The following is a 19,275-nucleotide window of genomic DNA, read 5'->3' as shown; positions in this document are numbered from 1 at the left end:
GGAATCTCTATTCTGCGGCTGTCGGGGGTAGGAACTGCGGTGCCGGGAAGGCCAGCGCGACCGCGCGCAAGGCCGTGACGGCGTCGAGCGTCATCCAGATCGGGAGGTCGCCACTGCCCCAGGCCCACAGGCCGCGCGAGGGTTCGTAGCGTTCCCACAACGAGTTCAGCGCGCGGCTCACCCTGGCCACCGGCACTTGTGGTGCCTCGGCCAGTGCCTGGAGCACCCAGGCGGAGGTGAAGTGCTTGATCGTGACCCGCACTTCCGGCCGCCCGTCCGGTTGCGGCAGGGCCAGGTCTTCGGAGACGCCGTCGTCGGGGTGGACCCGCTCGACGAGCCAGCGGGTGCCGACGTCGACGGCGTCGGAGACTTCGGCGCTGCCGTGCCCGGAGCGCAGCAGCTCGCGCAGGGCCACCACCGCCCGCGCGGTGTGCGCGGTCGACGGCTCCGGGGAGAACAGGACCTCTTCCTTCTTCTCGCCCCAGAGGGGGACGCCGTCGAAGTCGAGCCGGGCCGCGAGGAGGTCGTCCGTGAGGCGCCGGGTCAGTGGGGCGTCCGGCCCGAGCCGGACCGCGGTGCGCAGCGCGGACGCGAGCAGGAACGGCCGCGTCCGGGCGCGGTCGTCGAGCGAGCGTTCGAGGTAGGACAGTCCTTCTTCGGCCGTGAGGACGGTGCTGGCCTGGAACAGGGCGCCCACGACCGCGGCCGTGACCTCGGGCCGGCGGCCTTCCGACCGGCCCTGCCAGCCGAAGTCGGAACGTTTGTCGTAGAGGTCCTCGACGACCGCATGTAGGTCGATGTAGGGCTCGCCTACCACGACCATCGCCGAGATCCCGTAGGCGGTGGCGAGCGTCGTGTGCGCGCCCCGCTTCTGGAGGTTGTGCCGCCAGCCGACCGCGCGGCCGTCGCCGTCGCGGATCAGCTCCTCGGCGAGGCTGGTCCCGGCCCGGCGGAAGACCTCGAGCAGGGAGCCGCCGGTGGTCAGCGCCCCGGCCGCCACGGGGGCGGGTGAGCGGGCCGCTTCGGCCAGCTCTACCAGGGCGTTCGCGGCACGGAAGTGATCGTCGAGCAGCCGGGCGTTCTCCGCCGACGGCAGGTAGCGCCCGGTCTCCCACTGGGTCAGGTTCGCGCGGCTGACGCCGACGATCCTGGCCACGTCCGCCTGCGTCTGCCCGGCCGCCTTGCGCAGCCGGCGCAGTTCGGCGCCCACGGTCTCGGTCGTTATCACATCAGAACCTATCGGCCGCGCCACGGTCGTAGAATGTAGGTAAGCACTAGCCACCAACCTTACCTACACAGGTAGGCAGACGTAGGGAGGTGACAATATGTGGACACAGAGCGCACTCTATCCCACCCGCGACTCTTTGTTGGTGCGGACTGGGGTCGACTCGCCCGAACGGGTTGAACCCCCTGCTCGCGGACCCCCTGTTCGCAGGAGTGGACGCGACCACGCGCAGCTGGGGCACTACGCAACGTGCCCGGCGGCCTCCCCGAGCCGCCCGTGGGCGCCCTTGCCGGGCCGCCCGTCCGAGTCCGTGCGTTCGTTCCGGGGGTGCCACGATGCAAGACCACAACCTACCTACGTCCCGCCGACGTGGCCGGTTCGATCGGCTGCTGCTCCGCCTCGGCGAGTGGCTGTTCGCCGCCGACGAAGACGCCCGCGCGACCGCGCGCGGCTGGGAGGTCCGGCGCGGGGCCCGCGGCACCCGCGTCTACCGCGATCCCCGCTGGGACACCGTGCACGCATGCACCTCGTGCGGCGGCCACGGGACCCACCCCTCCGACGGCACGGCTTGCCCGGGCTGCGCCGGAACCGGAGTCGTCCGCCGGGCACCCGCGACCGCCGTCCCGGTCGCCGACGGCTGCGAAGGAGCACGGTCATGACCCACGAAATCCCCGAACTGGCCCGGCAGCTGGCCCCCGTCAAGCGGCCCAACCCGGTGCTGTGGCTCTACCACTGGCGCTACGAGGTCTTCGCGGTGACGCTGCTCCCCTACGCCCTGGTCAACCTGGTGCTGTGGCTGGGCCCGGTGTGGTCCGCGGTGGCGTTCGTGGTGGCGTTCAACTGGGTGTTCTACTGGCGCGCGGCCCGCCGCCACGTCCGGGGCAGGCTGCGCGCGATCGTGGTCCAGCACCGGCTGCGCACCGCGTTCGCGAGCGCCCGCATCTGCACGGTCGACGGCCGCCGCCCGGCGATCCTCTGGACCCGCGTGATCGACGGCGACATCGTGGTGTCCCTGTTCTGCCCGGCGGGCATCGGCTTCGACCAGATCCATTCCCGCCGCGAGGTACTGGCGGACGCGTGCTTCGCGGCGGAGATCTACGTGGACCGCCACCCGAAGTACGGGGCACTGGTGACGTTGACGATCTGCGCGAAGGCGGCTCGCCGTGAGCCCGGCCGCGCGGTGTCGCCGGGCGAGGTCGTCCCGCTGCGCGCGCACAGCTGATCCCGCGCCCGGCGTCCACGTCCTGGACGCCGGGCGTGCGCACAGCAAGCGCACAGGGCGATCACACCGTCACCAAAGCGGGGCCCGCGACCGTGGACCCCATGACAGCCACCGCCTCCGCAGCACGGCCCGGGACCGTCCCGGTCGATCTGGCCGGTCCGCAGCCCGTCCTCGACGTCGTCATCCCGGTCTACAACGAAGAGACCGACCTCGAACCGTGCATCCGACGGCTGCACGCGCACCTGGCCGACCACGTCTCCTACCCGTACCGGATCACGATCGCCGACAACGCGAGCACCGACTCCACGCTGCGGGTGGCGGAAAGACTCGCCCGCGAGTTCCCCGAGGTCGCCGTCCACCACCTCGACGAGAAGGGCCGCGGCCGCGCGCTCAACGCCGTCTGGCGGGCCTCCGACGCCGCCGTCCTCGCCTACATGGACGTCGACCTCTCCACTGATCTCGCCGCGCTCGGGCCGCTCGTCGCCCCTCTCCTCTCGGGGCACTCGGACCTCGCCATCGGCAGCAGGCTCGCCCGGGGAGCGCGCGTCGTGCGGGGGCCGAAGCGCGAGTTCATTTCCCGCGCCTACAACCTCATCCTCAAGTCCACTCTCGCCGCGAAGTTCAGCGACGCCCAGTGCGGCTTCAAGGCCATCCGCGCCGACGTCGCCCGCGAGCTGCTCCCGCACGTCGAGGACACCGGCTGGTTCTTCGACACCGAGCTGCTCGTCCTCGCGCAACGCGCCGGGCTGCGGATCCACGAGGTGCCCGTCGACTGGGTCGACGACCCCGACTCGTCGGTCAACATCGTCAAGACCGCGACGGCCGACCTCAAGGGCATCGCCCGCGTCACGAAGGCCACCTTCACCGGCGAGATCCCGATCAGCAGGCTGCGCGAACAGCTCGGCAGGCAGCCGATCGGCGTCGAGACGCCGGGTGTGCCGCCGCGGCTGGTGACGCAGCTCGTGCGGTTCGCCGCCATCGGCGTCAGCAGCACGCTCGCCTACCTCGTGCTGTTCCTGCTGCTGCGGACCGTCGTCGGCGCGCAGCCGGCCAACTTCGCCGCGCTGCTGGTCACCGCCGTCGGGAACACCGCGCTGAACCGGCGGCTCACCTTCGGCATCCGCGGGCGCTCCGGCGCCGGGCGCCACCAGTTCGAAGGGCTGATCGTCTTCGGCCTCGGCCTCGCCCTCACCAGCGGCGCGCTGGCCCTGCTCAACGGATCCACCACCCCCGGCCTGGTCCTGGAGATCACCGTGCTCGTGCTGGCGAACCTCGCCGCGACGGTGCTCCGGTTCCTGCTCCTGCGCGGCTGGGTGTTCAACCCGCGCCGCCAGGCCGCTACCCAGAAGGAGTACTGATGACCGCCGTCCTGTCCGACCCCGTGACGCGGGAACCGCGCCACCGCAAGGAAGACGCCGCGCACGCGCCACCGCGCTGGGTTCGCCCGGCGGTGTTCGGGCTGCTGGCCGCGACCGCCGTCCTCTACTTCTGGAACCTCACCGCCTCCGGCTACGGCAACAGCTTCTACGCCGCCGCCGTGCAGTCCGGGACGCAGGACTGGAAAGCGTGGCTGTTCGGGTCGCTCGACTCGGGCAACGTGCTGACCGTCGACAAGCCGCCGGCGGCGCTGTGGGTCGCCACGGCCTTCGCGCGGATCTTCGGCTTCTCCAGCTTCACCGTGCTCGCCCCGCAGGCGCTGATGGGCGTCGCGTCCGTCGGGATCCTTTACCTGACAGTCAAACGCACTTCGGGCCCGATCGCCGGGCTGATGGCCGGCGCGCTGCTGGCCGTGACGCCGGTGGCGGCGCTGATGTTCCGGTTCAACAACCCGGACGCGCTGCTCGTGCTGCTCATGGTCGCCGGCGCCTACTTCGTCGTGCGCGCAACGGAAAAGGCGTCACCGAAGTGGCTCGCGCTGGCGGGCGTCGCGATCGGCTTCGGCTTCCTGACGAAGATGATGCAGGCGTTCCTGGTGCTGCCGGCGTTCGGGCTGGCGTACCTGATCGCGGCGCCGACGTCGCTCGGGAAACGGCTGCTGCACCTCGGCGGCGCGGTCGTCGCGCTGGTCGTCTCGGCGGGCTGGTACATCGCGCTGGTCGACCTGTGGCCGACGGCGTCGCGGCCCTACATCGGCGGGTCCGAAGGGGACAGTCTCCTCGAACTCGCGTTGGGCTACAACGGGTTGTCGCGCATCTTCGGCGGCGGCGACGGCGGCGGTCCCGGCGGTGGCGGTGGCATGGGCGGCGGGAACACCGGCTTCGGCGGCGCGTCCGGCCTCTTCCGGATGTTCGGGTCGAGCTTCGGCACGGAGATCTCGTGGCTGCTGCCGGCCGCGCTGATCGGCCTGGTCGCCGGCCTGTGGTTCACCCGCCGCGCGCCGCGCACCGACTCCACGCGCCTGGCGCTGGTCCTGTGGGGCGGCTGGCTGGTCGTCACCGCGCTGGTGTTCAGCTACATGAGCGGCATCGTGCACCCGTACTACTCGGTCGCGCTCGCCCCGGCGATCGCCGCGCTGGTCGCGATCTCGGGCCGCGCGCTGTGGCAGGGCCGGGCCAACCCGGGCCCGCGGGCGACGCTGGCCGGCATGGTCGTCGCGACGGCGGTCTGGTCGTTCATCCTGCTCGACCGCACGCCGGACTGGTTCCCGGCGCTGCGCTGGATCGTCGCGGTGCTCGGCGTTCTCGCCGGGACCGTGCTGGTGATGGGCGTACCGACCGTCCGCAAGGCGGCCGCGGTCGTCGCGACGGCGGTCGTGCTGACGCTGGGTGTGTCCACTGCTGCCTACGGCGTCGAGACGGCGTCGCTCGCGCACAGCGGCTCGATCCCGACCTCGGGACCGACGTCGAGCGCGATGGGCGGCGGCTTCGGCGGCAACCCCGAGTCGTCGTCGAACGCGGTCGGCGAACTGCTCGCGAAGACGACGACGAAGTGGGCCGCGGCGACGACAGGCTCGCAGAACGCGGCGTCGCTGGAACTGGCCAGCGGCAAGGCGGTGATCGGCATCGGCGGGTGGAGCGGCTCCGACCCGGCGCCGACGCTGGACGAGTTCAAGGCGTACGTCGCCGCCGGCGAGATCGAGTACTACATCGACGGCGGACGCGGCGGCGGCCCGGGCGGCGGCTCCTCGGAGATCACCGCGTGGGTGACGGCGAACTTCACCGCCACCACGGTCGACGGCCAGACGGTCTACGACCTGCAGAAGTGACCGACCGCCCGGGCTTCCCCGCGGAAGCCCGGGCGGTTTCACGCGATCCCGCGGGCTTCCCGGACGAACGTGTCGCGGTGGGAGCCGCGGAAGACGGCCGTCTCGACGAGCGCCTCGAAGTGCCGGTACCCGCCGAGGGCTTCGGCCTCGTCGAACGCCTCGGCCGCGGCGGCGGTGCCGTGGCCCCCGCACCCGGCGACGACCACGACCTCCGCGGTCTCCGGGGCGAACGGGTTGGCGGCGCGGATGACCAGCCCGTAGTCGACGCGTGGCTCACCGGCGTCGTCGTAGCGCGGGGAGGCCGCGAAGCCGGACTTGCGGTCGTAGACCGACGAGCCGTGCTCGGCGAACCCGAGCGAGAGCACGCCGTCCAGGCGCTCGAGGACGCGTTCGGTCAGTGAATTGCCGCCGATCAGGATGAGGTCGTCGCACAGCTCGTTGTCGGTGACCGCCTCGGCTTCGACGAGCCGCACGGCCGAGCCGAGCTGGGCCTGCAGCTCCACCACGGCGAGCAGATCGCCTTCGGCCACCGTGGCGCCGGGGAGGCGCAGGCCGTACACCACCAGCGGCCGTGAGTCCTGCGACGCTGCGCCCATCGTCGGCTCCTTCGGTCCTTTCACCGAAGTCGTCGCAGGTCAGCGGCTCGTTACGGCCGGGGCCGCAGGTGGTGACCGACGTCCCCGGCGAGATCCACCGCGGCCCGCCGCTCGGTGAATCGCCACCCGCCGGCGGTGCGCGTGAACCGGTCCGCGTACCGGCCCGCCGCGATCGTCTGCAGCGGCAGCCCGGGCGCCGCCTGCAGCACCGTGAAGTAGGCCCGGCCCGACGCCGTGCCGCCGTCCACCTCGAGCGCGAGGTTCGTCGTCACGTGCTTGGTGCGCGGGGTCCCGTCCTCGTACACGATCACGGTGTCCCGCAGCATCTGCGCCACTTCGGCGCCGCGGAAGGCGCCCCCGCTGCCAACGAACGCGCCTTCGGCGAACAGCTCGCCCACGCCGTCGAAATCCCCCGCGTCGACCAGTGACGCGTAGGTGTAGACCAGGTTTTCGAGCGCGCGGTGATCGTCCACGGGGACGATCGTACAGAGAAAGTATAGAAACCTTCCGTACCGTGGCGGCGACGGCGGCAGGGGGCCGCCGACGGGGGTGAATCCATGACGCTCGATCGACGCAGCCTGCTCAAACTCGGTGCGGGGGCGGCCGTCGCGGTCGCCGGGACCGGGCTGCTCACCGGGACCGCCGAAGCTTCGGCGCTGCCGCCCGTGCCGGGAATGCTGGGCGACCGCAAGGCCAACGAACTCTGGTACCAGCTCGACGAAATCGCGCTGTACCACCCGTCCCAGGAGGTCCAGGACGCCTACGCGGTGCTCTTCCCGTTCATCCAGCAGAACGCCCCGGAGGGGCTGCACGCGAAGTGGCGGGCCCTCAGCCTGGAACCGGGCTACCCGAAGAACTACGCCGAGTTCGTCAAGCCGATCGAGCCGCAGCTGAGAACGCTTTCGGCGTTGCAGCTCGGCAACTTCGACCGCTTCTACCGCGGCGACGAAGACGGCCTCGTCAAAGCGTTCGCCGCGTTCGGGCAGGGCGTGCTGTTCGACCCGCGGCGGGCCGACGTCGAGTCCGAAGTGCACACGATGGACGGCGATCCGCCGAACGGCTACCACTTCTGGCACTGCGTCCAGCGCGCGCAGATGCTGCTGGGCATCGACCGGCACCGGTGGGCGCGGATCGACCCGATGCTCGGGTTCGCGTGGGCGCTGCAGTCGCTCGCGCGTCCCGACCACCGGCACGTCAACCCGGGCCTGCCGCGCGAGCAGGTGCGCGCGCTCGCGCGGTACTGGCTGCCGCGCTCGCCGGCCGAGCTCGACCGCGACTTCCGCGCGACGCCCTACCCGGACAGCACCCGCTGATAGGCCGCCCGCAGCACCGGGCCCGGCGCGATCCCCAGCCGTTCGGCGAGGATCCGCCGGCCCCGGTGGTACTCGGCGACGGCGTCCGCCTGCCGCCCGCTCGCGCAGAGCGCGGCCATGAGCAGCGCCCGCGCGCGTTCCCGCAGCGGGTGTTCGAGCACGAGTCCGGTGGCGTCGGGCACCGCGCGGAAGTGTTCGCCCGCCGCCACTTCCGCCTCGATGCGGCCTTCCAGGACGTTCAGCCGCAGTTCCTCGAACCGCGCCGACTCCCCCGCGCGGAGCGGTTCGGCGACGTCGGCGAGCACCGGACCCCGCCAGAGGTCCAGTGCGGCACCGAACAGCCGCGCCGCCCGGGTGGCGCGGCCCTCGCGCAGTTCGTCGTGTCCTTCGGCGGCCAGGCGTTCGAACTCCTCGGCGTCGACGGTCCCGCCGGGCGCGAGCAGGTACCCGCCCCCGGAGCGGACGAGCCGCGCGGGCCGGCCGAGCCCCTTGCGCAGGCGGGAGACGTAGGTGCACAGCTGAGCGTCGACCGTCGAGGGCCGGTTGTCGTCCCACAGCAGTGAAATCAGCCGTTCGCCGGGTACTACGCGCCCCCGGGCGAGCAGCAACGCGGCCAGCAGCGTCCGCGGTTTGCGGCCCCCGAGCACGGCCTGGCACCCGTCGGCGCGCGCCACCGCCAGCGGTCCGAGAATCCGGAACTCCATGTCCCCCACCCCGTTCCCAAGGTACGCGAACCAACACCGGCGGCACAGGAAAGTCTCAGACGGCCCACAGGTTCGGCGCGGATCATGGCGGTCAGAGGGGACGAGGAGGCCGCGATGATCACGACACGTCCGGGTTACCCGCGCTGGCACACCGCGAGCGCCCAGGGGCCGCGCTCGCTCAACGCCGATGCCGTCGGGGCCTATGCCGCCGCCGGTGGTCCCGGGGTCGTGTTCGCCCTCGCCGACGGGGTCGGGGATGATCCCGCCGCCGCGCGGGCCGCCCGGGTCGCCGCCGCGGCTGCCGCTCGCACCCCTGTCCACAAAGGACCCGTCGAGGCGGTTCTCGCGGCGCAGCAAGCCGTGCGCGAGCAGACGCTCGGGGACGCCGTGCTCGTCGTCGCCATGCCGGCCGGGCACGGCGGGTACCGCATCGCCTGGGTCGGCGACGCCCGCGCGTACGCATGGGACGGCACCGCTCTCGGCCGCCTGACGACCGACCACACCCTCGCCGAGTACTTCCGCGCCCGCCACCAGCCGGTGACCCCGCGGATGGAGCACGTCGTCACCACGAGCGTCCGCACGACCAAGCCGGAGGAGATCGGCACGGCGGAGACGACGAGCGCGGGCCTGCTGCTGACCAGCGACGGCGTCCACAAGCCGCTGGCGGGCAGCGGCATCCGCGCGGTGCTGGCCCGGCCGGGCACCGGAGCGGCCGAGCTGGTCGAGGCGGCGCTGGCCCGCGGCGGCTCGGACAACGCGACCGCCATCTACGTCGAACCCCTGGAGGCCGACGTCACGACGGTGCGATTTCCCGTCGCCGCGTGAGGTGACTTGACAAATCCTGGCCAATCGGGCCGGATCGGTAGCCGATTCGTCACCTTCCGCTTACTCTCGTTACCCAGGGTATCGAGGGTTCGCAGGGGGAGTCACCACCGATGGCCGAACCAGACCGGACTGTCCAGTTCACCAGAGAGCTGCTGTGGCACGGCGCGGTCGGCGAAGAACCGCGCAAGCCCCCGGTCACCGTGCTGCTCGGCCCGGTCGGTTCCGGGAAGACGCACGCGCTCGACCGGATCGACGCCGACCTCGGCTGGGGCGTCGTGCACAGCCGGTTCGACTTCGGCGACGCCGGCCCGAGCCCGGCCGACGTCCTCACCCGGCTCGCCTACGGCTTCTCCCGCGGCTGGCGCCACCGCGCGAAACCGCGGTTCCTGCGGTTCGCGTTGGCCCTGATCGCCGCGCGCGCCGACCTCGGCACGACCGACTACACCCGCGACAAGGCGACGCTGCGCCGGCTGCTCGAAGAGTTCCACCGCGACCGCCGGCCCCGGTGGGTCGACGCGACCGTCGGGCTGGGCGTCCGCGTCGCCACCGCGACCGGCACGGTCCCCGCCCCCATCGCCGACGCCTTTTCCGCCGAGCTGCCGAAGCTGGTGCGAGCCGTCCGGCCGCGGCTGGCCCAGGCCCTGCGCTCGCTGCGGGACGTCGAGTGGTTCCAGGGCGACGACGCCTACGACGCCCTCATCGAGATCAACCGGCTCGCCCGCGGCCGCGAAGCGGACCCCGAGCGGCTCACGGCCTGGCTGCTCGAAGCCTTCCTCGCCGACGTCAAGGAAAACCACCGCCGGATGTCCGGCCCCGAACGCCGGAGCCCCTGCGACTGCCCCGAATCCCGGCGCCGGCCGCACCTGCACACCTGGGTGGCGTTGCTGGACAACGTCGACCACCCGGGTGGCCTGGCCTTCCTGCGGGCCTTGACGGCCGCCCGCGAACGTCACCACGGCACGCCCGACCCGTTGCTCGTCGTCGCGACCAGCGGGTCGTGGCGCGGCGAGTGGGGTGACGAACTGGGCCGCGTCTGGCGGCCGCCCTGGCAGCCGGGAACCGGCGTGGGCCGGGCCGTTCCCGACTGCGGGCGGGCGTCCTACGAGCACTGGACCGGGCCGCCGGACGCGCGCTCGTCGGCCTACTACCCGGTGCTGCTCGAACCACTGGGTGTCGGCGCGGTGGCCGAACTCCTCGGCCGCGACGTCCCGCGCGCCCACGCGGAGTTCGCGCACCGCGCGACCGGCGGCCTGCCGGGTGCCGTGCGGCACGTCGCGCGGGTCCTGCTCGACCAGGAGATCGTGCCGGGCGCGCGCGACCTCCTCGGCGCCGGTGGCCCGGAACCGTGGCAGTCTTGGCTTTCCGCCCTCGGTCTCTCCACTGTGGACGTCGACGAGCTGGTGGCGGCGGCCCCGTTCGCCACCGCACCCTGGCTGGTCCAGCCGCGGGCGGAGGGTGCCGTCGTGCAGCCGCGCATCGGCCCGATCCTCACCGAGCTGCGGGCCTCCCTGTGGGTGCGGGCCGGCGAAGGCGTCGGCGGCCACGACCAAGTCACGTTGCACCCGTGGCTCGCGGGGAACCTGGCCTCCGCGCTGGCCCGGCACGACGGCGGCACGCCCGGCTACCGGGCCCAGTTCGCCGCGCTGCGGGCGGTCGCCGGGACCGACGAGGTCCGGCTCGCCTACTGCCGCCTCGCCGTCGGCGAGTTCCCCGCGGTGGTGGACCTGTTCGAACGGGACTTCCCGGACCTGCAGCACCTCGACTGGCTCGACCGGCTCACCCTGGTCGTCCACGCGCCGGACGACCAGCCGCTCGGCGCGGGCTACCACGAGCTGCGCGAACAGCTCGTCAAGGCCGACCGCGAGCACCAGCCCGCCCGGACGCCCGTGCGCAACGAGCTCGCCCGCCTGATCGCCTCGAGCTGGCTCGCCGCGAACCCGTTCGCCGTGCGGGGCAGCGCGCAGAACCGCGACATCGAGCTGGCCCTGGTCAACCTCGCGCGGGCGTCCGAGCTCGCCGACACCGCCCAGCTCTACACCTTCGCCGACCGGGCCGCGCGCGGCCTCTGGCCGTGAGGAGCCCGCCTTGTCCCCCACCGCTTTGGCCCGCCGCGCCCCGTCGCGCGGCCGGCGTCCCGCTCCGCCGGTGCGTCCGCGGAGCTGGGCGCACCGGCATTGGCTCATCCTGTCCGTCGCCGGCCTCGTCCTGATCAGCGGCCTGGTGATCTGGCAACGGCCGTGGGAGCAGTGCGGGCCCGGTCTCGACTACACGGCCGACGCCGGGTGCGTCGGCCTGAACCTGGAGTCCGGTCCGTTCCGGGACGACGACCCGCTCGCCGACCTCGAAGCGCTCATCGCCGATCGCAACGGCCAGGTCGCCGGCGACTACGAAACGATCGTGCTGCTGGAGAACATGACCTCGGACCCGGACACCGACAGCACGCCGACCGAGTACGTCCGCCACGAGATCGAGGGGGCCATCGCCGCGGTCTGGCCCGGTCCCGGCGAGACCCCCCGCTTCAAGCTGCTGCTGGCCAACATCGGCGGCGACGCCGCGCACTGGCGCACGGTGGTGGACCGGATCCTCGAGCACGCCGACGGCGAGCACATCGCCGCGGTGACCGGCCTCGGCATCAGCCTCGCGAACGTCCGCGACGCCGTGGCGGCCCTGTCCGCGCACGACATCGTGACGATCGGCGCCACGGTCACCGGCGACGACCTGAACTTCGACGCCGGGCAGCGGCCCATCCGGAACTTCTTCCGGGTCGGGCCGACGAACAGCGACGAGGCGCGCGCCGCCGTCAATTACATCGCGGGCCTGCCGAAGCGCCGCACGATGCTCGTCGCGGACGTCAGCGACGCCGAAATCTACGCCGCGACGCTGGCCAGGGCCTTCCAGGCGCAGGACCGGGTGCCGGTCGAGTTCACGAAGAAGTACCGGCTCCCGCCGAAGCTCACCGGCGCGAACCGCCACGAGTACCTGCTCAAGCTCTTCAGCGGCATGCACTCCGACATCTGCGCCGCCCAGCCGGACGTCATCTACTTCGCGGGCCGCGGCGTCGACCTGCGCTCGTTCACCACCGCGCTGGCCGAGGACGGCGCCTGCCGGCAGCTCCCGTCGGTGACGGTGGTCTCCGGCGACGACGCCGCGACGCTCGTCGGGTCGCCGCTGCGGCTCGACGGCGACATCGCCGTCCGGCCCCTGTACACCGCGCTCGCTTACCGCGACCAGTGGCAGAAGTTCGTCGGCGACGAAGCGTCCCTGACGTACCGGACGAACTACAACGACTTCGAAAACCGCTTCACCCGGAACAAGTTCCCGCTGACCGACCTGCTGGACGGCGCCGCGATGATCGAGTACGACGCCGCGGCCACAGCGGTGAAGGCCGCCGAGGAGAACCCGGCACGCGGGCACGAGGGCATGGCCAACTTCGTCGCGAACATCGACTGCAACTCGGCGCTGCCCGGCGCCACCGGCTTCGTCGCGTTCCGGCAGGAGGACGGCAACCAGGTCGACAAGGCCCTGCCGATCCTCGAACTGCGGGCCGACGGCTCGACCAGCCCGGACGCCCTGGTCTGGTCGCAGGGGCGCCCGCTGGACACGTCGCCGGCGTGCCGGTCCTAGGCGCGCTTGAGCTGCCGGTACTCGCGCAGGACGAGGACGATGATCACGACGTCGAGCGCGGCGAAGAACGGCAGCGCGATCGAGTGGGTGTGGACGGCCCGGAAGACCTCGTAGACGACGAACGCCGCGAGGATCAACGCCGCGACCGGGTACGCGCGCACGATCTTGCGGGCCAGCGCCCAGACCAGGCCGAGCTTGATCAGGCCGTGGGCCAGGAGATAGGCGACGGCGAACGTCTTCGTGTCGCCGTGGAGGAAGTTCTCGGTCGCCGATTCGAGGTGGCGGGCGAGGGTGCCGGACGGGTCGCCCAGCAGGTCGCGCGTGATGACCGCGTGGGTGAACCCGCTGACGGTCGAAGCGGGGATGAAAGCGAGGATCAGGGCCCCGACGACCTGCAGCGCGCCGTCGAGCCCCTTGATCGCGATCGCGACGCGGAAGAACTTCTCGGTCGCGGTCGTCTTCGTCTCGGACATGCCCCCAGCTCAGCACGAACGGCAGGTCAGCGCACGTGGAGGCACTTTTCGCACCGTTCGTGGCGCGCTGTCCGGCCGGTGGGGTCGGTCCCGTAGAACGGGAGGCACGCCGCGCCGCAGACGGCCAGGAAGATCGGCCCGCACCGGAGGGGGTGCGGGCCGACCTGGTGGGCGACGGCCAGTGCGCGCCGCCGTGCGCCCGCTTCGGGGAGCCAGCCGTGGTCCGGGAGGGTGGCGCGGACGCGGGCGTCCAGCTCGTCGGCGCGGGCGATCAGGTCCGCGCCCAGGTCGGCGAGCCGTTCGCCGAGGTCGCGGAGGATGTCGGGACGCGGCGCCTCGTCGTCGAGGGTGCGCGCCAGCCAGGAGACGTCGAGGGCGAGCGAGGTGTGGAGATCCCGGACGCGGTCGAGCAGCCGCGGGTCCCGGTCGGCTTCGGTCAGCACCGAGCCAGCCACGCGGCCCGGCACTCGGCACAGGTCGGGTCGAACCAGTTCCCGCCGAGCTGGGGGACATCGCACACCGCGACGGTCACCTCCTCCCCGCACAGGGCCGTGAACTGTTCTTCGGGACGCGGAGGGAAGGTTCCGTCGAGCGCGTGGCGCTTTCCCTCCGCTTGCTGCCACCTCAACATAGGACCATTCAATCTGTCCGATCCGGTAGACACCAACACGCTGATGGAGTGATGGACGGAGTTCGTATTATCGAGGCCATGAAAGCGACTTCTTCCACGCCACGCGCTCGCACGTTGGCCGCAGGACTGCGCGAAGTACGCGAAGCGCACGGAGTGGGGTTGCGCCAGCTGGCGCGTATACTCGGCTTCGCGCCGCAAGTGTTGTCGTTGTGGGAGAAGGGGCTGAGGCTGCCGTCCGTGGCGGACGTGGCCCTGATCCTCGGCTTCTTCAAGGTTCGAGGCGAAAAGCAGAAGTATTTTCTGGAATTGGCAGGATCCGCACGGGAGCCGGACTGGCTCACCATCGGTTCGCCCGATATCCCCGAGCCCTTGAGCGGGTTGCTGGAATGCGAGCGTTCGGCGACCACGGTCACCAACTGGGCGCTCGGGATCATTCCCGGACTGCTGCAGACCGCCGATTACGCCCGCGCTCTCCTGAGCAATTCGAACCTCACCGTCGAGCAGGCCGATGCGCGCCTCAAGGTCCGGCTCGACCGGCAGAAGATCCTCACCCGCCCCGACCCGGCCCGGCTCAGCGCGGTCATCTACGAGACCGCGTTCCGCGAGCTGCTCGGGAACGAGGACATCATGTCCGACCAGTACGACCACCTGCTGGCGATGTCCGGGCTGCCGAACGTCTCGCTGCGGATCCTGCCCGCGGGCCAGGGGTACCACCCCGGCCTCCTGGGCAGCTTCCTCATCTACGAATACGAGGAGCTGCCCCCGGTCATCTTCCTCGAACACCACGGCGGGAGTGCTTTTCTCTCCGACGATCGGCACATCACCGCCTACCGCCGCCTTGCTAAAATCGTGACCGGAAGCGCTCTGAGCGAAGAAGCCTCCCGCAGCCTGATCGCGGAGGTGACCAGATAGCGGAGGGCCTGGATGCACCGGAACTGGCGCAAGTCATCCCACAGCGGCGATTCAGGCGACTGCGTCGAGGTGGCGATCGAGCGCACCGTCGGCGTGCGGGACAGCAAGGCTCCCGCCGCCGGTCAGCTCACCGTCTCACGTCAGGCCTGGTCAGCAGCCCTCCGCCGGCTTCGCTGATCGGCCCGCAACCCATGAAGGGCACCCCCATGGCCTCAAAGGCCATGAAGGTGCCCCTCACAGCTACATAGCGGGCGGAACAGCCTTCGTACCCCACGCCGTGGGGGTGTCACTCAAAGCGAACCGGATCTTCCCCGCGCGAAGCAGGTCCGCGTGGGAAATCCAGCTACGGTCGTACGTCCGGTGTCCGATCTGGACGTCCTTTGTGTACTGGAGCTTCGACGCGCTCGCACCGGGCGCCTCGATCTCGATCTTGCGGCCACCGGCCGGGCGGATCTCGACCTTCTCGAACATCGGGGTGCTGAGCAGGTACGTCCCGGAACCGGGCTGGGCTTCGAAAACCCCCGTCATGCCGAACACGAGCCACGACGAGATGGTGCCGAGGTCGTCGTTGCCGGGCATGCCGTACGGCGTGTCCGTGAACAGCGTCCGCGCCGCGCGCAGGACCGCCGAGGTCTTCCACGGTGCGCCCGTCCAGCTGTACATCCAAGGCGCGTGCAGGTCGGGCTCGTTGTTCGGGTTGAACGCGAAGTTGTTGTGGTAGTCGTACGCACCGTGGACCCAGGAGTCCGCGGCGGCCTTCGCCGGGTCGGTGAGCAGCAATGGCATGTCGAAGAACGTGTCGAGCCGCTTCTCCGCCTGCGCCGGGCCGCCCATCAGGCCGAACAGCTTCGCGGTGTCCTGCTGGGCGAGCCACTGGTACTGCCACGGCGTGCCCTCGTGGAAACCGGTCGACTGGGCGGGGTCCGGGTCGCCGACGCCGGTGCCGTCCGCCGCGCGGGTGCGCGGGAAGCCCGTGAACCCGTGGGAATCGACGCTGGTGTCCCACAGTTTCGCGAAGTTGCCGCAGCGGGCGGAGAGCGTCGCCGCCTTGTCGCGGTAGCCCAAGCCGGCCGCCATGGTGGACAGCGCGCAGTCGGCCAGGGCGTATTCGAGGGTGGCCGAACCCGCCTGACGCGTGTCGCCGTAGGTGTAGCCCGGCAGGTCCTGGTAGCCGATCCAGCCGTTCTGCACGTACGTCGGGTTGCCGTCGCGGCCGCGGAAGATCGACTGGTCCGCCGGGACTTCGTTGGCGTTGCGCCACAACGCGTCGAACAGCTGGCGCGCGGTCCGGTCGTCCAGCAGCCCGCGACGGTAGTTGTCGACGACCCACGGCGTGACGGGGTCGCCGCTCATCACGTTCGTCTCGCCTCCGGCCAGCGCCCAGCGCGGGACCCAGCCGCCGTCCTGGTAGACCTTCAGGATCGACTTGGTCATGTCCGCGGCCTTGTCCGGGTGCAGGAGCGCGACCAGCTGGTTCTGCGACCGGTAGGTGTCCCACAGCGAGAACATCTGGTAGTACGTGTCGCGGCTTCGATGGACGGCGTCGTCGAAGCCGCGGTAGGAACCGTCCACATCGGACCCGACGGACGGGTGCAGCAGCGACCGGTACAGCGCGCTGTAGTAGGTCCGCTGGTCCGCGGTCGTCCCGCCGGCGACGCGCATGCGGTTCAGCTCGTCTTCCCACGTGTCGTGAGCGGTGGCACGCGCCTTGTCGAACGACTTGGGCTGCTCGGCGCCGCGGTTCAGGCGAGCGCCGTCGATCGAGGTGTACGAGAGCCCGACGGACGCGCCGACCTGGCTCTTGTCGCTGCCGAAGGTGAGCCAGGCGCCGGTGCGCTGCGAACCCAGCTCGGCGTCACGCTGGTTGGGCGTCAGCTTGTTGTCGGTCCAGGTGCCGAAGCTGCTGAACTTCCGGTCGAACTTGGCGCTGAAGAAGACCTTGTACCGCTCCTTCTGCGTCTCCCAGCAGAAGTTGCCGCCCTGGAGCCAGCCTTCGACGGTGTCGTTCCCGACGACGTGGACGTCGCCGGCGTAGGTGTAGCCGTTGCTCTCGCCGACCTCGATGAGGACGTTCTCGCTGGTGGCGCCGGCGGGGAAGGTGTAGCGGTGCTGGCCGGTGCGCTGGGTGGCGGTCAGCTCGGCGTCGATGCCGTTGTCGAGCTTGACGCCGTAGTACCCGGGCTGGCGGGTCTCGTTGGCGTGGCTGAACTTGGCGCCGTACTGGGCGGGGTCACTGCTGGTGACGGCGCCGGTGGTCGGCATGAACCGGAAGTTGCCCATGGTCTGGCAGCCGACACCCGAGAGGTGGGTGTGGCTGAAGCCGAGGGTGGTGTCCTGCGCGTAGTCGTAGGACGCGTACTTCTTGAGCTGGGTGTCCGGGGACAGCTGCACCATCCCGAAGGGGGTGGTGGCGCCCGGGAAGGTGGTGCCGTCCCCGTTGTTGCCGATCGAGGTGTCGACGAGCGTGGTGGGGTCGTCGGCGAACCTCGGCCCGGCGGCCTGGGCGGGGGTCGCGAGGGCCACCGTGGTGGCCCCGGCGAGCAAGGTGGCAAGGACGCGCGTCCGCGTTCTCATCCGGTTTCCTCCTGACAACGTTGTCACATGCACGGTGGGATCTTTTCCGGTGTCCGGTGGACAAATCAAGCCCTCCGACGTCGGTCAGTTCGAAGTCACTTCGAACTCCGCCCGAGCATCGCCCCAAAGGTCAGCAGGAAAGAGCCGGCAGCCGATGCCAGTACTCCGAAGAGGATCTCCGCCGTTCCGTGTCGACAACCGGGTGAAGCCATGATGGCGGCCGGTGCTCGGGAGGCGAGGCTCGTCCGGCTTGTTACGCCGTCACAGAACTGGTTAAACCAGGTGCGTCACGTGCCCCGCGAGGATCGTCGCCGTCACCGGGAGGGCGCGCAGATCCGCGGCCGACAACACCGACGGGTCCGCCGCCGTCACCATCAAGTCCGCCACGTCCCCCACCGACACCCCGCGGCGGCCACCCGAAGACGCTGCCAGCGCGTCGGGGAACGGGATCGACTGCTCCGGGTGCCACGCGGGCCGGTCGTCGTCCGTCCGGAACACCGCCGACGCTATGCCGTCCCAGGGGTCCAGCGGGGCCACCGGGGCGTCCGAGCCGAACTCCAAGCGGGCGCCCGATTCCAGCAGTGAGCGGTACGGGAACGCGCGGGACGTCCGGCCGTGCCAATGGCGGTCGGCGACGTCGCGGTCGTCCGGCTGGTGCGCCGGCTGGACCGCCGCGATCACGCCCAGCTCGGCGAACCGCGAAACATCGGCCGCGGAGAGCAGTTGCGCGTGCTCGATCCGGCCCGGGCAGCCGACCTCCTCGAACGCGGCCAGCGCGATCGTGTTCGCCCGGTCGCCGATCGCGTGGACCGCGGGGATCAGCCCGTGGACGAAAGCCCGTTGCATCAACGAAACGAGTGACGAGATCGGGAGTTCCAAGAGTCCCGGGAAGTCCCCGCCGGGATAGGGATCGTGGCAATAAGCCGTGCGGGTGTTGAGGGACCCGTCCACGAAGAGCTTGAACGGGCCCACCGTCAGCAGCCCGTCCGAGTCCGGCAGGACGTCACCCGTGCGGTGGCCGCGCTCGATGGTCTGGTCCAGCAGGTGCTTCGCGATCACGCACGAGATGCGGGCCGCCGGGGCACCGCGGCGCGTCCAGTCCGCCACCGTGTCCGCGTACTCGTAGTCGACGATCTGCGTCACCCCGCGCGCGGCCGCCGCGGCCACCGCGTCCGCGACCCACTGGTCCTGGACGTCGATCGCGGCCGTCGGGAGCTGGGCCGTCGCGCTCATGCAGTCGTTCTCCAGCAGCACACCCGTCGGGTGGTCGCGGCCGATCAGCTTCAGCGCCGCCGGGCTCAGCCAGAGCGTGTGCAGGTCCGCGCTGAACAACGCCACCGCCCGGCCCGGCAGCGCCCGCTGCAGCAGGTCCTTGTGCGGCTTGTCCGGCCAGAGCCCGTCGCGGAAGCCCGCGCCCACGACCAGTTCCGACTGCTGCGCCGGCGTCGCCAGCAGGTGGGCCAGCAGCAGCTCGATCGCCTCGCCCGCCGACCGCGCGGCGTCGAGGGGGATCCGGCGGCGGGACGTCGCCCACTGCACCAGGTGGACGTGCGCGTCGACGAGGCCGGGCAGCAGCGTCCCGCCGTGCCCGTCGACGACCCGCGCGGCGAACCCGGCCGACCCCGGCTCGCCGATCGCCGTGACGCGGCCGTCGTTGACGCGGACGTCCGCGAGCTCCCCGCCGAGCCCGACCCGCACGCGGCGCAGCAGTAGATCATCCATGCGGACCAGCCTGCCAGGCGAGCTCGTCCGGGTGAAGCACGGAGTGAGATGGGAATGAGATGGGTACTAGCTACCGTTGTAAGAGATGGCAGCCGTCGCCCGCCGAAGGGTCAGGGCCGGTCAGGGGCGCCGCCTTCACAAGCCGCGCAGGGTTCGACTCCCTCGGTTGCCGCGCGAGCTGAAGGGCACCTTCCGCACATCTGATGCGAGGAAGGTGCCCTTCAGCACAGTCTGTGCCACGAAGGTGCC

19 protein-coding genes are annotated in these 19,275 nt (G+C 71.3%); 10 read left to right on the top strand and 9 right to left on the bottom strand.

What is annotated here, in order from left to right; genetic code table 11:
- Nucleotides 1–7 precede the first annotated feature (7 nt).
- On the bottom strand, nt 8–1,225 hold the full coding sequence (locus ACIQWX_RS26075; RefSeq protein WP_400877578.1) for a helix-turn-helix domain-containing protein: 1,218 nt from the start codon (nt 1,223–1,225) through the stop codon (nt 8–10).
- 335 nt (nt 1,226–1,560) lie between these two features.
- Here ACIQWX_RS26075 and ACIQWX_RS26070 point away from each other — a divergent pair, with 335 nt between their 5' ends.
- The 4 genes from ACIQWX_RS26070 to ACIQWX_RS26055 all read left to right on the top strand — a co-directional run bounded on the left by ACIQWX_RS26070 (nt 1,561) and on the right by ACIQWX_RS26055 (nt 5,652).
- Nucleotides 1,561–1,884 (top strand): hypothetical protein, encoded by a 324-nt coding sequence (locus ACIQWX_RS26070; protein ID WP_400876225.1) that lies wholly within the window; start codon nt 1,561–1,563, stop codon nt 1,882–1,884.
- On the top strand, nt 1,881–2,447 hold the full coding sequence (locus tag ACIQWX_RS26065; protein WP_400876222.1) for a hypothetical protein: 567 nt from the start codon (nt 1,881–1,883) through the stop codon (nt 2,445–2,447). The genes ACIQWX_RS26070 and ACIQWX_RS26065 overlap by 4 nt, the downstream gene beginning before the upstream one ends.
- Before the next feature lie 101 nt (nt 2,448–2,548).
- Nucleotides 2,549–3,805 (top strand): glycosyltransferase, encoded by a 1,257-nt coding sequence (locus ACIQWX_RS26060; protein ID WP_400876220.1) that lies wholly within the window; start codon nt 2,549–2,551, stop codon nt 3,803–3,805.
- Nucleotides 3,805–5,652: a glycosyltransferase family 39 protein gene (locus tag ACIQWX_RS26055; RefSeq protein ID WP_400876217.1), complete on the top strand. Its 1,848-nt coding sequence runs from the start codon at nt 3,805–3,807 to the stop codon at nt 5,650–5,652. Before ACIQWX_RS26060 ends, ACIQWX_RS26055 begins: the two co-directional genes overlap by 1 nt.
- Before the next feature lie 38 nt (nt 5,653–5,690).
- Here ACIQWX_RS26055 and ACIQWX_RS26050 read toward each other — a convergent pair whose 3' ends face one another.
- Together ACIQWX_RS26050 and ACIQWX_RS26045 are read right to left on the bottom strand one after the other, a co-directional pair.
- The gene (locus ACIQWX_RS26050; RefSeq protein ID WP_400876215.1) at nt 5,691–6,248 is read right to left on the bottom strand and encodes a hypothetical protein; all 558 of its coding nucleotides are present in this window, start codon (nt 6,246–6,248) and stop codon (nt 5,691–5,693) included.
- Between the two features lie 50 nt (nt 6,249–6,298).
- On the bottom strand, nt 6,299–6,721 hold the full coding sequence (locus ACIQWX_RS26045; RefSeq protein WP_400876212.1) for a nuclear transport factor 2 family protein: 423 nt from the start codon (nt 6,719–6,721) through the stop codon (nt 6,299–6,301).
- Nucleotides 6,722–6,805: 84 nt separating this feature from the next.
- Between ACIQWX_RS26045 and ACIQWX_RS26040 the strand changes: the two genes are divergently transcribed.
- Nucleotides 6,806–7,561 carry a hypothetical protein gene (locus ACIQWX_RS26040; RefSeq protein WP_400876209.1) on the top strand — a complete coding sequence of 252 codons (756 nt, stop codon included), beginning with the start codon at nt 6,806–6,808 and terminating at the stop codon, nt 7,559–7,561.
- On the opposite strand, the gene ACIQWX_RS26035 is transcribed toward ACIQWX_RS26040, so the two are convergent.
- On the bottom strand, nt 7,540–8,265 hold the full coding sequence (locus ACIQWX_RS26035) for a BTAD domain-containing putative transcriptional regulator (RefSeq protein WP_400876206.1): 726 nt from the start codon (nt 8,263–8,265) through the stop codon (nt 7,540–7,542). The genes ACIQWX_RS26040 and ACIQWX_RS26035 overlap by 22 nt on opposite strands.
- A gap of 114 nt (nt 8,266–8,379) precedes the next feature.
- On the opposite strand from ACIQWX_RS26035, the gene ACIQWX_RS26030 reads away from it, so the two are divergent.
- From ACIQWX_RS26030 to ACIQWX_RS26020, 3 genes are all read left to right on the top strand, one after another.
- Nucleotides 8,380–9,090, top strand: coding sequence for a PP2C family protein-serine/threonine phosphatase (locus tag ACIQWX_RS26030; protein ID WP_400876203.1), 711 nt, complete (start codon nt 8,380–8,382; stop codon nt 9,088–9,090).
- Nucleotides 9,091–9,200: 110 nt separating this feature from the next.
- Entirely contained in the window at nt 9,201–11,165 is a 1,965-nt protein-coding gene (locus tag ACIQWX_RS26025; protein ID WP_400876200.1) for a hypothetical protein, read from the top strand.
- A 10-nt stretch (nt 11,166–11,175) separates the two neighbouring features.
- Entirely contained in the window at nt 11,176–12,714 is a 1,539-nt protein-coding gene (locus tag ACIQWX_RS26020) for an ABC transporter substrate-binding protein (RefSeq protein WP_400876197.1), read from the top strand.
- Here ACIQWX_RS26020 and ACIQWX_RS26015 read toward each other — a convergent pair.
- Genes ACIQWX_RS26015 through ACIQWX_RS26005 form a run of 3 tightly spaced genes read right to left on the bottom strand, consistent with a single transcriptional unit; the run spans nt 12,711 to nt 13,818 of the window.
- A complete protein-coding gene (locus tag ACIQWX_RS26015) occupies nt 12,711–13,187 on the bottom strand; it encodes a DUF2127 domain-containing protein (RefSeq protein ID WP_400876194.1) in 477 nt (158 codons plus the stop codon). The two genes, ACIQWX_RS26020 and ACIQWX_RS26015, sit on opposite strands and share 4 nt — an antisense overlap.
- 26 nt (nt 13,188–13,213) lie before the next feature.
- Nucleotides 13,214–13,630 carry a hypothetical protein gene (locus ACIQWX_RS26010; RefSeq protein WP_400876191.1) on the bottom strand — a complete coding sequence of 139 codons (417 nt, stop codon included), beginning with the start codon at nt 13,628–13,630 and terminating at the stop codon, nt 13,214–13,216.
- A complete protein-coding gene (locus ACIQWX_RS26005; protein WP_400876189.1) occupies nt 13,624–13,818 on the bottom strand; it encodes a zinc finger protein in 195 nt (64 codons plus the stop codon). Before ACIQWX_RS26005 ends, ACIQWX_RS26010 begins: the two co-directional genes overlap by 7 nt.
- Nucleotides 13,819–13,896: 78 nt before the next feature.
- On the opposite strand from ACIQWX_RS26005, the gene ACIQWX_RS26000 reads away from it, so the two are divergent.
- Both ACIQWX_RS26000 and ACIQWX_RS25995 read left to right on the top strand, forming a co-directional pair.
- On the top strand, nt 13,897–14,730 hold the full coding sequence (locus ACIQWX_RS26000) for a helix-turn-helix domain-containing protein (RefSeq protein ID WP_400876186.1): 834 nt from the start codon (nt 13,897–13,899) through the stop codon (nt 14,728–14,730).
- 12 nt (nt 14,731–14,742) lie between these two features.
- Entirely contained in the window at nt 14,743–14,907 is a 165-nt protein-coding gene (locus tag ACIQWX_RS25995) for a DUF397 domain-containing protein (RefSeq protein ID WP_372666577.1), read from the top strand.
- A gap of 63 nt (nt 14,908–14,970) precedes the next feature.
- On the opposite strand, the gene ACIQWX_RS25990 is transcribed toward ACIQWX_RS25995, so the two are convergent.
- Nucleotides 14,971–17,304: a GH92 family glycosyl hydrolase gene (locus tag ACIQWX_RS25990; protein WP_400876182.1), complete on the bottom strand. Its 2,334-nt coding sequence runs from the start codon at nt 17,302–17,304 to the stop codon at nt 14,971–14,973.
- A 273-nt stretch (nt 17,305–17,577) separates the two neighbouring features.
- The gene (locus ACIQWX_RS25985) at nt 17,578–19,026 is read right to left on the bottom strand and encodes an amidohydrolase (RefSeq protein WP_400876179.1); all 1,449 of its coding nucleotides are present in this window, start codon (nt 19,024–19,026) and stop codon (nt 17,578–17,580) included.
- Between the last annotated feature and the right edge of the window lie 249 nt (nt 19,027–19,275).

The organism is Amycolatopsis sp. NPDC098790, assembly GCF_044759945.1.
Classification (GTDB): domain Bacteria; phylum Actinomycetota; class Actinomycetes; order Mycobacteriales; family Pseudonocardiaceae; genus Amycolatopsis.
Note: the sequence above shows the minus strand (reverse complement) of the source record. Positions and strands in the feature narration are given on the sequence as shown.

What these genes read in the sequence shown, in the direction of transcription:
- ACIQWX_RS26070 (WP_400876225.1), top strand. Translation starts at nt 1,561, where the DNA reads ATGCAAGACCACAACCTACCTACGTCCCGCCGACGTGGCCGGTTCGAT.
- ACIQWX_RS26065 (WP_400876222.1), top strand. Translation starts at nt 1,881, where the DNA reads ATGACCCACGAAATCCCCGAACTGGCCCGGCAGCTGGCCCCCGTCAAG.
- ACIQWX_RS26060 (WP_400876220.1), top strand. Translation starts at nt 2,549, where the DNA reads ATGACAGCCACCGCCTCCGCAGCACGGCCCGGGACCGTCCCGGTCGAT.
- ACIQWX_RS26055 (WP_400876217.1), top strand. Translation starts at nt 3,805, where the DNA reads ATGACCGCCGTCCTGTCCGACCCCGTGACGCGGGAACCGCGCCACCGC.
- ACIQWX_RS26050 (WP_400876215.1), bottom strand. Translation starts at nt 6,248, where the DNA reads ATGGGCGCAGCGTCGCAGGACTCACGGCCGCTGGTGGTGTACGGCCTG.
- ACIQWX_RS26040 (WP_400876209.1), top strand. Translation starts at nt 6,806, where the DNA reads ATGACGCTCGATCGACGCAGCCTGCTCAAACTCGGTGCGGGGGCGGCC.
- ACIQWX_RS26035 (WP_400876206.1), bottom strand. Translation starts at nt 8,265, where the DNA reads ATGGAGTTCCGGATTCTCGGACCGCTGGCGGTGGCGCGCGCCGACGGG.
- ACIQWX_RS26030 (WP_400876203.1), top strand. Translation starts at nt 8,380, where the DNA reads ATGATCACGACACGTCCGGGTTACCCGCGCTGGCACACCGCGAGCGCC.
- ACIQWX_RS26025 (WP_400876200.1), top strand. Translation starts at nt 9,201, where the DNA reads ATGGCCGAACCAGACCGGACTGTCCAGTTCACCAGAGAGCTGCTGTGG.
- ACIQWX_RS26015 (WP_400876194.1), bottom strand. Translation starts at nt 13,187, where the DNA reads ATGTCCGAGACGAAGACGACCGCGACCGAGAAGTTCTTCCGCGTCGCG.
- ACIQWX_RS26005 (WP_400876189.1), bottom strand. Translation starts at nt 13,818, where the DNA reads ATGTTGAGGTGGCAGCAAGCGGAGGGAAAGCGCCACGCGCTCGACGGA.
- ACIQWX_RS26000 (WP_400876186.1), top strand. Translation starts at nt 13,897, where the DNA reads ATGAAAGCGACTTCTTCCACGCCACGCGCTCGCACGTTGGCCGCAGGA.
- ACIQWX_RS25995 (WP_372666577.1), top strand. Translation starts at nt 14,743, where the DNA reads ATGCACCGGAACTGGCGCAAGTCATCCCACAGCGGCGATTCAGGCGAC.
- ACIQWX_RS25990 (WP_400876182.1), bottom strand. Translation starts at nt 17,304, where the DNA reads ATGAGAACGCGGACGCGCGTCCTTGCCACCTTGCTCGCCGGGGCCACC.
- ACIQWX_RS25985 (WP_400876179.1), bottom strand. Translation starts at nt 19,026, where the DNA reads ATGGATGATCTACTGCTGCGCCGCGTGCGGGTCGGGCTCGGCGGGGAG.